15 protein-coding genes are annotated in these 12,870 nt (G+C 36.1%); 2 read left to right on the plus strand and 13 right to left on the minus strand.

Annotated elements, in window-relative coordinates; all coding sequences use genetic code 11:
• Positions 1–13: 13 nt before the first annotated feature.
• The 6 genes from JNG87_RS16380 to queG all read right to left on the minus strand — a co-directional run bounded on the left by JNG87_RS16380 (position 14) and on the right by queG (position 4,950).
• Positions 14–1,102, minus strand: a complete 1,089-nt coding sequence (locus JNG87_RS16380) for an efflux RND transporter periplasmic adaptor subunit (protein WP_110009172.1) — start codon at positions 1,100–1,102, stop codon at positions 14–16.
• A 61-nt stretch (positions 1,103–1,163) separates the two neighbouring features.
• The gene (locus JNG87_RS16385; RefSeq protein WP_202839668.1) at positions 1,164–1,496 is read right to left on the minus strand and encodes a hypothetical protein; all 333 of its coding nucleotides are present in this window, start codon (positions 1,494–1,496) and stop codon (positions 1,164–1,166) included.
• A 321-nt stretch (positions 1,497–1,817) separates the two neighbouring features.
• Entirely contained in the window at positions 1,818–2,270 is a 453-nt protein-coding gene (locus JNG87_RS16390) for an SRPBCC family protein (RefSeq protein ID WP_202839671.1), read from the minus strand.
• Positions 2,271–2,316: 46 nt separating this feature from the next.
• The gene (locus tag JNG87_RS16395) at positions 2,317–2,964 is read right to left on the minus strand and encodes a murein L,D-transpeptidase catalytic domain-containing protein (RefSeq protein ID WP_202839673.1); all 648 of its coding nucleotides are present in this window, start codon (positions 2,962–2,964) and stop codon (positions 2,317–2,319) included.
• A 3-nt stretch (positions 2,965–2,967) separates the two neighbouring features.
• Positions 2,968–3,651, minus strand: coding sequence for a TIGR02117 family protein (locus tag JNG87_RS16400; protein ID WP_202839675.1), 684 nt, complete (start codon positions 3,649–3,651; stop codon positions 2,968–2,970).
• Between the two features lie 360 nt (positions 3,652–4,011).
• A complete protein-coding gene (gene queG / locus JNG87_RS16405; protein WP_202844351.1) occupies positions 4,012–4,950 on the minus strand; it encodes a tRNA epoxyqueuosine(34) reductase QueG in 939 nt (312 codons plus the stop codon).
• A 163-nt stretch (positions 4,951–5,113) separates the two neighbouring features.
• Between queG and JNG87_RS16410 the strand changes: the two genes are divergently transcribed.
• Together JNG87_RS16410 and JNG87_RS16415 are read left to right on the plus strand one after the other, a co-directional pair.
• On the plus strand, positions 5,114–5,413 hold the full coding sequence (locus tag JNG87_RS16410; protein ID WP_202839677.1) for a rhodanese-like domain-containing protein: 300 nt from the start codon (positions 5,114–5,116) through the stop codon (positions 5,411–5,413).
• 26 nt (positions 5,414–5,439) lie between these two features.
• Positions 5,440–6,060, plus strand: a complete 621-nt coding sequence (locus JNG87_RS16415) for a hypothetical protein (protein WP_202839678.1) — start codon at positions 5,440–5,442, stop codon at positions 6,058–6,060.
• Between the two features lie 70 nt (positions 6,061–6,130).
• Here the strand turns inward: JNG87_RS16415 and JNG87_RS16420 are convergent, their stop codons facing one another.
• The 7 genes from JNG87_RS16420 to JNG87_RS16450 form a co-directional block, all read right to left on the minus strand.
• The gene (locus tag JNG87_RS16420) at positions 6,131–6,901 is read right to left on the minus strand and encodes an alpha/beta fold hydrolase (protein WP_202839680.1); all 771 of its coding nucleotides are present in this window, start codon (positions 6,899–6,901) and stop codon (positions 6,131–6,133) included.
• A gap of 14 nt (positions 6,902–6,915) precedes the next feature.
• Positions 6,916–7,860, minus strand: a complete 945-nt coding sequence (locus JNG87_RS16425; protein ID WP_202844354.1) for an NAD(P)H-dependent flavin oxidoreductase — start codon at positions 7,858–7,860, stop codon at positions 6,916–6,918.
• A 166-nt stretch (positions 7,861–8,026) separates the two neighbouring features.
• On the minus strand, positions 8,027–9,394 hold the full coding sequence (locus JNG87_RS16430; RefSeq protein WP_202839682.1) for a peptidylprolyl isomerase: 1,368 nt from the start codon (positions 9,392–9,394) through the stop codon (positions 8,027–8,029).
• A gap of 86 nt (positions 9,395–9,480) precedes the next feature.
• Positions 9,481–10,404, minus strand: coding sequence for a PfkB family carbohydrate kinase (locus tag JNG87_RS16435; RefSeq protein WP_079240824.1), 924 nt, complete (start codon positions 10,402–10,404; stop codon positions 9,481–9,483).
• A gap of 27 nt (positions 10,405–10,431) precedes the next feature.
• Entirely contained in the window at positions 10,432–10,989 is a 558-nt protein-coding gene (gene gldD, locus JNG87_RS16440) for a gliding motility lipoprotein GldD (protein WP_202839684.1), read from the minus strand.
• A gap of 44 nt (positions 10,990–11,033) precedes the next feature.
• Positions 11,034–12,068: an A/G-specific adenine glycosylase gene (gene mutY / locus JNG87_RS16445; protein ID WP_202839686.1), complete on the minus strand. Its 1,035-nt coding sequence runs from the start codon at positions 12,066–12,068 to the stop codon at positions 11,034–11,036.
• Between the two features lie 221 nt (positions 12,069–12,289).
• On the minus strand, positions 12,290–12,835 hold the full coding sequence (locus JNG87_RS16450; RefSeq protein ID WP_202839688.1) for a hypothetical protein: 546 nt from the start codon (positions 12,833–12,835) through the stop codon (positions 12,290–12,292).
• Positions 12,836–12,870: the final 35 nt, after the last annotated feature.

The following is a 12,870-nucleotide window of genomic DNA, read 5'->3' on the forward strand; positions in this document are numbered from 1 at the left end:
AGATTATGAAAGGTTAATACTTCTTTTTGATTTTGATGATATCTCCATCTTTTAAAGACTGAGTTCCTTCATAAATGATTAAATCTCCTTTTTTAAGACCACTTTCCACCATATAAGAATCTCTCAGGGTAGTTCCGATCTTAATATTGGTCATTTTCACTTTATTCTGTTTATCTACTACAAAAACATAGGTCTTATCCTGAATGGAGAAGGTCGATTTTTGTGGAATAAGGATCGCATTATCCTGCTGTTCGGAAATGATAAGCTTTCCGGAAGTACCATGTTTGATCAAACGGTCCGGATTCGGGAAAAGCACTTTATAGCGGATAGAACCTGTAGTTCTGTCGATTTCCCCTTCGGCTGTTTTCAAAGCTCCGTTGAACTGGTAATTGACTCCATTAGGCAACGTCAATTCAATTTTTTGATGATTTCCGATTTTATCGTTAGCTAAAAGTTCAAAGTATAAGTTTTCAGGAATGGAGAAATAAGCATACACTTCGTTCAGTTGTGAAAGTGTGGTTAATAATGTTCCGTTTTCCACTAAACTTCCGTCTTTATGAGGAATCACGTCAATCACTCCATCAAAAGGTGCTGTAATTCTTGTAAAACTTATTTTCTGAAGAACCGTTCTCTTTTCTGCATCGGCAAAGGCATGTTTTGCTTTGGCAGAAGACAGTTTTGCCTTTACCATTTCCAGCTCGTTATTGGCTACAAATTTCTTAGCATGAAGGCTCTGAATCTGCTTCAGTTCTACTTCTGCGATGCGGACATCTGCTTCAGTCTGTTTTAATGCTGCATTGGCTTTCAGAAGTTCCATTTGCAGCTCAGCATCATTGATTTTGAATAAAGCCTGTCCCTGCTGAACAAACTGTCCCTCGTTGACATAAATATGCTGGATAATACCTCCGATTCTGGAACGCATTTCAACATTTTTTTTAGCCTGGATATCGGTGACAAACTGGTTGCTCACCAATGTATCTTTTTCCTTGATTTCCAGTACGGGAACTTCTTTATCTTTTTGATTGTTTTTTTTCTTGTCTTTACTGCATGACACAGCGAATAATGTTGCAAGAATGCAAATTATTACAGTTTTAAAATACATTTTTAAATGTTTAAGTTATAAGATTTCCGTTAAAATGATTTGGCATTCAGAAACTTAAAACCTAATACAGCTGGAGGAGATGGAGAAAGGATTTAACGCCGCAAATCGTGGAAACCGCAATCTCAGGAAGGGAAATTTTTGGAATAACTTTTAATATTCCTGAAAAGTCTGCAATGGCAGAATCATTTTTTTTAACTGAATGTTTTACAATTTTTGAAGCAGCAGGCAGCGCATGCGTGTTCATATCTGCTTCCTCGTAAACATCCAGAACATGAATATTGGTTACAGGAGGAACATGAGGGATATTTCTCAATGATTTTTCCGCCCAATTCGAATTGAAAAGGGAAAAAACCAGTATGATATAGAATAAGAAAAATGACCTCAGACCTGCCATGTCAATCAGAATACTTTAGTTTTTCAGTAAAAACGATAGTTGTGCAAAAATAGGCATTTCTCCTGGAAAATCCGGCCATGGAATTGTTAAAAAAACTTAAACAATTAGTGAATAATTCTACTCATTCGTATTTGAATTCCTGAGGAATGACAATTGACCGCGAAGTTTATTCATGCAGTCTGCCATTCCGCAGAGAATATACCTCTGCAATTCAGAATAAAATAAGCAATGTAATATATCTGATTATTGACTCTTTTAAGTTTTGACTCTAAATTTTGCTTTTTTTATCCAAGCGGGCTAAAGCCCATTTCTATTGAGTATTTAGAACAATTTGCTCAGTATTCTAAAACGGTAATCAAAGATATGTTCCAGTTTCTTTTTCACGAAAAGATCGTGGACAATTTCTCCTAAAAATCCCATGGGAAGTTCATAATCTATGGTGTCTCTCATCAAAACACCTTCCTCATTGGGAATAAATTCATGATGATGGTTCCATAATTTGTATGGTCCTTTTTTCTGAAAATCAATAAAGCTTTTCTGGAAATCAACGTGGGTGATTTCGGTCTGCCACTTCATTTTGATACCGAATAACGGAGAAACGTAATAATCGATGAGCATTCCTTCATAGATTCCGTCATCTTCCATTTCCGTTAATACAATAAAGCCCATGTCCTTCGGAGTAATTTCTGAAAGATTGTTGGCTGAGGAAAAGAATTTCCAGGCCGTTTCTATATCACAATTGAGCTGTTGTTCGCGGAAAAGGGTATGTTTCATAAAGCGGAATCAGTTAACACGATTGTTATGAAACAAATGTACAGATTTAATTATAGATCCACATCAGTACAGGTTTTCCAGATTTCTGAATCATCGGATCAATTTCTTTCATCGCGTTGTTGGAAACAGTCGGGCAGCCCCAGCCTTCGGGAGATCCGTCAGGAAACACTTCATTATCGCTCATCATATCCCATGAATGAAAGACAATAAATCTTTTTAAAGCATTACTGTTGGTTTCTTCGAGACCGTGCATCAGGTATTTGATATTGATTCCCCAATCGCTGTAGCCTCTTCCTTCCAATTTATACTTTCCTAAAGATGAAAGGTGGCTTCCATCTTCATTGCTGAAACTCGGATTGGCTTTAGAATTATCTTTACTCCAGGAATTGGAACCGCAACCATGCCCTACCAGATATTTTTTCGTAATCTTATTATTCTTAAAATCCCAGACAAAAAAACGGTTAACGCCGGAGTGAAGGCTCATATCAATGAGAATACAGAAATCTTTGCTGAGGTTCTTTGAAGCACAGAATTTCAGGGCTTCTTCTGCTTTTATTTTTAATTTAGAAAAATCAGCTTCAGGTTTCTTTTCTACAACTACTGATGTTTCTACCGTTCTTATTGTATTATTTCTCCTTTCCTGAGAACATGAACAGATCCAAAAGATGGTGAAAAACCAAAAAACCTTTTTCATATTTTATTTATAATGCTGAAAGATTCCGAAATCAGAAGGAGTCCAAAGTGCGGCTTTTTGCCCTGCTGCCTTCAAAGCGTTATTTGACCAGGTGTTGCAGGTATACAGAAAGCTGTAAGTCCCTTTTGCATCATAAAAAGCATCGTTATCACCGTAAACAGCATTGGTAGGGATCAGCATAAAATTTCCGTTCTGATCTCTGTCAAATTTATCTTCCACATATTTCACCAGATTTTCATACTGACTTCTGCTGATCATAATCATTTTACAGTCATCGCCTTCTTTCATCGTATTATAATAAGTACAGTGCATAGCTGAATCACTTAGCCAGAATGCAGCTTTTATGGCTGTTGAAAATTTCAGGTCTGCCCAGGTAGGAGTATCAAGATAAAACCCTTTGTCTCCCCATCCTATTCCTATATACTGATAATCTGTCTTTTTTGATTTTGTATTGGCAAAAGGAATTTTCAGGCTCCAGTCCTGAAGGTCATTTTTTACAGGCATTACGATATCGGTATGCACTCCATTGGTGTAAATATAGATTGGGATTTCTTTCTTCTGTCCGTCATCTCTTGCTGAAACGGGAATATAAGGAATCAGCAGCCCAAGGATTACGTAAATAATCACAATTCCTAAAATAATTCCTAGCACTTTCAGGATATACATTAATATCGTTTTCACAGTCATGTTTTTTAATAAAATTTAATCTTTAATTTTTAGTAAAAGTATTTGTTTTAATCGAAAAAATGGCTATATTTAGTTACGAAATATTCATAAATATGCGTAAAAATACTAAATCCCAAAAAAGATTTAAAATAAGAGTAAAAACTGCTCCTAAAAGAATACAAAAAAGACGTTGATTTTCGGTGAGATTCTGATCTCCTGAAAATCAATTTTTCTTTATAGGAAAGGCTTTTTAAGAAACTTATTGATATAAATCTTCACCTCCTTGAAGCGAAAAATTTAAGGAATGGTCAATTATCAGCTCTGGTTTGGAACTTCAAAAAATTCCAAAAGAGGAATTGTCACCGAAAGTTCAGAGAAAAATCAGTCGGAAGTCTTCTGTAAAAACTCAATATTTCTCTTGAGACCGGCAAACTTGGTTCTTTTTACGGGAGATTTTCTGAAGATTTCTGAGAAAATTTCCTGGGTAAGTTCTTTCCACTCTCCTTTTTTAAAGTTTTTCAAGGCTTCATTGGGCTGGAAACGGCTCTGTTTATTGGGTGCTGAGAATCTGTTCCACGGGCAGACATCCTGACAGATATCGCAGCCAAACATCCAGTCTTCCATTTTATCTTTAAAATAATCCGGAATTTCATTTTTGAGTTCTATGGTTGCATAAGAAATGCATCGGCTTCCATCTATAATCTTTTCAGAAACAATGGCATCTGTGGGACAGGCATCGATACATTTTCTGCAGCTTCCGCAATGATCTGTAGTGGCATGGTCAGGAATCAGCTCCAGATCGCAGATGATTTCGGCCAGAAAATAAAAAGAACCGCTTTGTTTGGTAATGAGGTTGGCATTTTTTCCAACCCAGCCTATTCCCGACTTTTTAGCCCAGGCTCTTTCCAAAACCGGCGCAGAATCTACAAAGACACGAAATCCAAATTCCCCTATTTCTTCCTGCAGCCCAGCAACCATTTCACGGAGTATTTCTTTGATGACTTCATGATAATCTTCTGCATAAGCATATTTTGAGATTTTAAAGTTCTCCAGTGTTGAAATTTTTTCTTCAGGAAAATAATTATAGGAAAGTGAAATCACAGATTTTGAACCTTCTACCAGGAGCCTCGGATCAAGTCTCTTGTCGAAATGATTTTCCATATACTTCATTTCGCCGTTATAATTATTCTTCAGCCATTTTTCAAGATGGGGAGCTTCTTCCTCCAGAAAATCAGCTTTGGAAATACCACAACTCTGAAACCCAAAACTTTTTGCCCTGGATTTTATGAGTTGGGAATATTTTTCAGCGTCTGCATTCATTAATTTCACACTGCAAAATTAAGATTATTTTATCAATCTTCTGATTTCTACCAAAGTTCGCTTCACCGATGATTATTTTCTGAAAAATTATGCTTTCATTAGGATTTTTTTCAAAGAAAAAATACGTAATTTCGTTTCTAATTTAATGTTTAAACCAACAACTATGTCTTTAATAGAAGTAATACAATCAGGAAACTATGAATTAATCGACGTTCGTGAACCAATGGAGCTGGAAATGGACGGTAATATAGATGGTGCTAAGAATATTCCTTTAGGTGAAGTAGAAGACAGACAGGACGAGATCCTATCTGTTGAAAAACCTGTTATCTTATTCTGCAGAAGTGGAAACAGAAGCGGAAAAGCATTGGATTATCTTAACGCTCAAGGATTAAAGGACGGTTACAACGGCGGAGGCTGGTCTGAGCTGAAGGCTGTTCTGGAAGCAAATCAGGGAACTTTTTAAAAGTTCCTTTTTTTTATCTTATTTCTATGAATCTGAAAAATTATTTTGACACGCTTTGTTCTTCTTTCACCGAAAACAAACAGCTGATCGACAGCCTGTGGAACGAACTTGAGACCAGATATTCTGAAAAAGGCAGACACTACCACAATCTTCTTCATCTTGAAAATATGTTCAGTGAACTTGAAGCTGTGAAAAGCGAGATTTCAGATTTTACAGCCATTTCTTTCTCCGTGTTTTACCATGACGTTATCTACGATGCCTCTTCTAAGTCTAATGAGGAGAAAAGTGCGGCCAAAGCAGAAAAAAGGCTTGGAGAACTTGATATAGATAGAAATAAAATTTCACTCATTTCTGCGCAGATTCTGGCAACAAAATCTCACCAACGCTCTGATGATGACGATACCAATTATCTACTGGATGCTGATCTTTCTGTATTGGGAAAGGATTTAAAAACCTATCTGCAATACACTCAGAATATAAGAAAAGAGTATTCCATTTACCCTGATTTTCTGTATAAACCGGGACGAAAAAAAGTGCTCAAACATTTCCTTGAGCTTGAAAGTATTTTTAAAACGAAATATTTTAAGGAAAGATATGAAGCCCGGGCAAAGGAAAATATTGCTGCTGAACTTCAGTTATTGAAATAAAAATAGATCAATCTGTTTATTTAACAAAAACAAAGACACCCGTTAACAGGTGCCTTGTTGATATTGTATATTAGAAATATTTGCTGATAAATCCGGCCGCTTTCTCCAATACAAGCTCAGGTACTTCTTTATGTGGTGTATGGCCTATACCGGGAATGATATATTTTTCCGACCTTCCACTAACCTGAGTCACTGTTTTTTCTACCTGATCCAGTGTCCCATATTCATCAGCCTCTCCCTGAATAAATAACAACGGAGCTGTAATATCTTTCAGGAAATACTCTATATTCCAGGTTCTGTAATCATCCCGTGTCCAGGTTTCTGTCCAGGCTCTGAAAAGCATTTCTACTTTATCGCCATGATATTTCTGTAAACGTTCCGGAAGATTGGTCGTTTTGTAAGCTTCCCATGCGTCGTAAACTCCTTTTAAAGTTGTTTCTTCTACAAAAATATGACCAGCTTCACAGATAACGGCTTCTATTCTTTCGGGATATTTTGCAGCGGTGATCAAAGCAATTGTTCCCCCATCACTGTGCCCAAAGAGAATCGCGTTATCAATATCCATTTCAATCAGTACATCATTCAACAAATTTGCTTCCAGTTCCATATAATGTACCGGCCGTTCATGAGTAAGCATAGGAAATGATTTACCATAGCCTAACCGGTCATAAGCAAGGGTATTGCACTGTGCTGCTTCAGACAGTTTTGCCGGAAAATCCCTCCAAAGCTGCACAGATCCTAATGAATCATGCAGAAAAACAATCGTAGGCCTGTCTTGGAATTGATTATTGTGTTCGATATATAATTTTTGTCCCTTTACATCAATTCTTCTTCCTTCCATCGAATAAAATCATATTAAAAAACCGGAATTTTCGTTTCTTCAAATTCTTTTAAAAGATGGCTGAAAACAGTTTCCACCGGAAGAATTTCATCAATTAAAGCAGAAACCTGGCCTATTTCTAGTTCTCCCTCTTCCATATCTCCTTCAAACATCCCTTTTTTTGCTCTGGCTCTTCCCAGCGATGCGATTAAAGCATCTTTGTTTCTTCCGTTCACATAAATATCTTCCAGCTCATTGAAGAATTTATTTTTAACCATTCTTACAGGAGCCAGTTCTTTCAACGTAAGGTGTGTATCTCCTTCCTGGAGTTCTGTAATTTTCTTTTTCCAGTTTTCATGGGCACTAGCTTCGTGGGTAGCAGCAAAACGGGAACCGATCTGTACACCGTCCGCACCAAGAATCATTGCAGCCTTAATTTGTGAACCTAAAGCAATTCCCCCGGCAGCGATTAACGGTTTAGAAATATGTTTCTTTACATTCGGAATAAGACAGAATGTGGTGGTTTCATCTCTTCCGTTGTGGCCTCCTGCTTCGAAACCTTCTGCAACAATGGCATCTACTCCGGCATCTTCACATTTTACAGCGAATTTGGTGGAAGAAACGACGTGAGCTACTTTTATTCCTTCTTTCTGAAGGGTTTCCGTATAGGTTTTCGGGTTACCGGCTGACGTAAATACAATTTTCACTCCTTCTTCAAGGATGATCTGAATAATTTCCTCAATATTAGGATATAACATCGGTACATTTACCCCGAATGGCTTATCTGTTGCGAGTTTACATTTCCGGATGTTTTCTCTCAGGATATCAGGATACATACTTCCTGCTCCTATTATTCCCAATCCTCCACAGTTAGAAACTGCAGAAGCAAGTCTCCATCCTGAATGCCAGATCATGCCTGCCTGGATAATTGGATATTTAATATTAAAAAGGTGTGAAATTCTATTGTGTGTAGCCTCCATGTCATGAAGTTTTTTTGCAGCGTTAAAATCTATAAAATTGCTCATGTGTAAAAATAATAAAAACAACTGTTTTCCGGGAAAAATATGTCAATATTTTCTATCATAGCTTATTATTCTTTAAAGCTTATTATAAAAAAAACCTTCAGAAATTCTGAAGGTTTTGATTTTATTTTGTTAAGGATTGTTTCTTCCAGTTAGACTTAAAGTTACAGCTATCGTAACGTCCGTCAATTGAAATAAAGGTTGTCGGTAACTTGGAGTTGACAAACTTTTCAACCATTTCACTTTTCTTTTTATTCAGTGCCATCTGCTTGATTCTGCTGAAGTCTGTCTCCAGCGTAATCTGGTGAGAAGGAATCACATCTTCCACTTTGATGATCTTGATTTGTTTTCTTTTGTTCTCTTCATCTTCAAAAGCAGTAGTAATATCACCTTTATTTAAACCTGCCAATTCGTAGCTGATTGTTCCGGGGATACTTTCTCTTTCAATTTTATCAGAACCATCGGCTCCAGGAATGATCCCGGCGTTGAATTTTGTTCTTTTATCATCTGAGAATTTAAAAGCCGCATCTTTGAATGTTATTTTACCATCGATAATAAGACCTCTGATACTGTCTAATTTTGCTTTTGCAGTTTTGATCTCATCATCAGTAGGAACAGCTTTCAACAAGATGTGTCTTGCATCATATACTTTACCGGATCTTTTCACCAACTGAATAATGTGAAATCCGAATTCAGATTCAACAGGATCTGAGATTTCATTTTCCTGAAGGTTCAATGCAGCAGCTTCGAATGGCTTCACCATCTGCCCTTTATTGATATTTTTATATAATCCTCCGTTGGCAGCTGACCCTTCATCTTCAGAATAAATTCTTGCCTGGCTTTCGAAAGTTTCCCCTCCGATAATATCCTGTTTGATTTTTTTTAGTCTGTTGATAAGGTCTTGTTTATGAGCTTCTGTAAGTGACGGGTAGATCATAATCTGAGCTAAAGTAACTTCATCTTTTACCTGTGGCAGCTGTGTTTTATACATATTGTAAAAATCAGTTACCTCATTTGGAGTTACGTCTGCTTTATCAGTAACTCTCTGGTACTTCGCCTGTCCGTAATACTGGTCTGTATCTATTTTTTCAATAGCATTTTTCAGTTCATACGCATTTCTGAACTTATAGGCTGCAAGCATTGTTTTTTCATCCGGAAACTGGGAAAGCATCTGACGGTATTTTGCATTAGCTTGTTCTTTGATTGCTGCAGAACGGTTTTCAATTAACGTATCTTTTTTTGCTTCGTATACAAGAAGTTTATTGCTGATAAGATTTTCCAGGAACTCACATTTGTCTGTGTTGGCAGCTCCCTGCTGTTTACCATAATTCATCTGCTCGATTACATCAGATTCCAATACAATCTCATCCCCGATAACAGCTGCAATGCCATCCACCAGATCTCCTTGTTTTAGCTGAGCATTCATCATATTTGAAGAGAATATCATGATGAAAATCCCAAGAAGAAAAGTGATTTTTAGTTTATTTGTCATTTTACTATTTTAACAAGTTGCAAATTTAGAATTCTTAACGAATTTCCTTCAATTTTTTATTATAAATATTTCTTAAAAAGACTTATTTATTGCAGTTCAACATCAAATGTTGTCAATTCTTTGAATTGTCTCAATCTGCTGAACATATCAGCTTCGTTTACTTCCTCTATTCTTTCTGTTCCGAATTTCTCTACGGTGAATGAAGCCATTGCAGATCCAACGATAAGAGCAGACTTCATCGTTTCGAAATCAATTTTCCCTTTTTTAGCAAGATATGCGGCAAAACCTCCTGCGAAAGTATCTCCGGCTCCTGTAGGATCGAAAACATCTTCCAGTGGAAGTGCCGGGATAGCAAATACTTTATTGTCATGGAAAAGTAAAGCTCCGTGCTCTCCTTTTTTAATGATCACATATTCAGGACCCATTGTGTGGATCTTTTTAGCTGCTTTCACTAAAGAATATTCTCCTGAAAGCTGTCTTGCCTCTTCATCATTGATGGTAATAACATCTGTTTTTGCAATCATATCCATTAAGATATCCCATGCAGAATCCATCCAGAAATTCATGGTATCAAGGATAACCAGCTTAGGACGGTTGTTCATTTTTTCAAGTACAGATAACTGAACTCCAGGGTGTAGGTTTCCAAGTAGTAAAATTTCGGCATCCTGCATTGAATCCGGGATTTTCGGATCAAAGTTCTCCAACACGTTTACTTCTGTAGCCAAAGTATCTCTTGTATTCAGATCGTTGTGGTATTTTCCGGACCAGAAGAATGTTTTTCCTTCTTTCACGATTTCAATTCCTTCAATGTTTACATCTCTGTCTGTGAACATATCCAGATGTTCCTGTGGAAAGTCTCCTCCTACTACAGAAACAATTCCGGATTTAACGCCTAAAATTGATGAAGTGATCCCGATATAAGTGGCTGCACCTCCTAAAATTTTGTCCGTTTTACCAAATGGTGTTTCAATTGCATCAAATGCAACACTTCCTACAACTAAAAGTTTCATATATTTTTCAATGTATATTAAAAGTAATTATTTTTTCCATTCAAAAGTGTCCAGCAGATGTTTCATGTCATTTTTGATATAATTTACTGCGGGAGCAAGAGAGTCCGGTTTCGGTCTCGTATTAAAGTATAAGTAAGCAGTTACGAAGTGTTTCGTACTGTCTGTAATGTAAAACTGAAGATTAGAAGCGCTCTGCCCTTTCAGTTCATAGAAGTTCCCGTATACTTTCTTTTCAGGGTATTCGAAGGATTTTGTATCTATAGAACTGGCTTTGATGGTATGTTCATACACCATTTTTTCAGCTTCCTTGATATGGTCAGCAAAGTCGTTTTGTATCGGATAATAAGTAACGAAAAGCTTAGCTTTCATTTTCGGATAGTTCAGATAAAACCAGCAAGGTTTTTTGGCTGGCGTTATGGAAGCAAAGTCCGAATACTCAAAGGTATAGGCGCAATCGTTTTCAAACTTCTGGTATTTCGGTGGGGGATATTCAAGACGCAGTTCTCCATAAGGTTTTGGTGAAGGGTCTTTTCCACATGAAATTAAAAGCAGCGATACAAAAATAAAAATGACTTTTTTAATCATTTTGCAAAAGTACAAATTAGATTTCAGATTTCAGAAGACAAATTTCAGTCTTTCAGTGCGTTTTGAATGTAAATTTCCAAAGGCTTCGGAAAGGATTTTTCATGAGAGCCTTCAAGGTCTGTAATCTGGTATTGATTTTCAGCGATAAAATCATTCCATTGCTTTTCTGAAGTAACCTCAACATTCCATATTTCAATGCTTAAATTCTTATGGGTCAGTTTATGGGTAACTGTTTTTGAGCCTGTAATGAAGGGTTCCATATCGGAAGGAATAGCTGTGGGAAACTCAAATAATTTCTTCCATATGAAGTCATCTGCTCTCTGACGGATCAGAAATTGTCCTTTTCTATGAACAAAATAATAGGTCAAAGCAAGATCTTCTGCTTTTACTTTTTTTGTTTTTACAGGATAATCTGAAATTTTTTGCATGGAAAATGCCAGACAATCTTCATTTACAGGGCATTCTCCGCACAGCGGATTTTTGGGTTTACAGATTTCCGAGCCGATATCCATCATAGCCTGATTAAAGTCTCCTACATTTTCCGGCATTACCAGGGCGGCCAGTTCAGAAAAATAGGTAAACGCTCTTGAATTTGAAATATCAAAATCATCGGCAAAAAGACGGCTCAGAACACGGTAGAAATTTCCGTCAACAGCAGGCATTCTTCCCCCGAAGCAGATACTTGAAACCGCTGCTGCAGTATATTTCCCTACTCCTTTCAGTTTTAAAATTTCTTCATATTCATGAGGAAAGACACCCTGATAATCGTTCATGATCTGTTGGGCCGCTTTGTGAATATTGATGGCTCTTGAATAATATCCCAATCCTTTCCAATAGAGTAAAACTTCGTTTTCTTCAGCTTCCGCCAATGTTTTTACATCAGGAAATCTTTTAATAAAGTTATTATAATGATTCAATCCCTGATTGATTCTCGTCTGTTGAAATACGATTTCACATATCCAGATTTTGTACGGATCTTTTGTCTGTCTGAAAGGCAGATCTCTTGCATTATTGCTGTACCACTCCAAAAGCCTGTTTCCTATATGAAGGAATTCTGAACCTGTTCTATTTTTTTCCAAAAACCAATCTTATTTTAAATCATTGAAGAGATCATTTTCTCTTCATCCTGAACATTGTTTCTATGCTGCAAAGATAGGTTTATTTTATTTTTCCTGTTTTTGATGTTGAAGGAGTTTTTTTGTGAATCTGTTATTGTATAAATTTAATTTTTTACTCTGATCTCTTCCTACTTAAATATATATGATTATAAAGTTAAAAAGGATTTCATCAATTAGTTTATTTATCCTGATAAGATTCTATCCAAATCAAGCTGTTTGAGCGATATTTTTTCAGAGGTCTCTTTTTGCATCCATTCTTCATCACCTGTTTTCGCACTTGTTCCTAAAGTTGCGATGAATAATTTTTCAATAAATAAATCATTATTCTTGAAAAAAACGGGCATAACAATTTTTCGAGACGTATTTTGATACTGATCTGTGTAACCTAAAATTAAATTGAAGATTTGTTTGTCTTTTGTATTAGTATCTATTTCTATAAAATCACAGTCAATGTTTTTTGTAAAAAATACTTTATTATCAGTTTGCGCTTTTAAAGTATAATCATTTGTGTTTTTTTCTATAATAATGAGATCATTTTTATCACTTTTATTAAAGTTAACTCTATAGTTTTTAGTTTGTGCTGAATTTGAATTAAAAGAAGAGGGTAGATCTTCTTCCTCCATATTTTCATTTAAATTTATTTTATCACTATTAATGGCTTTCCTATTATTTTCTTTACAACTAAAAAAGAAAATGAGAGATAATAAAGTTAAAATGGGTTTCATCATTGTCCATTATATTAATTTTCAAACATTTGGAAACA

This window comes from Chryseobacterium cucumeris (assembly GCF_016775705.1).
GTDB classification, from domain to species: Bacteria; Bacteroidota; Bacteroidia; order Flavobacteriales; family Weeksellaceae; genus Chryseobacterium; species Chryseobacterium cupriresistens.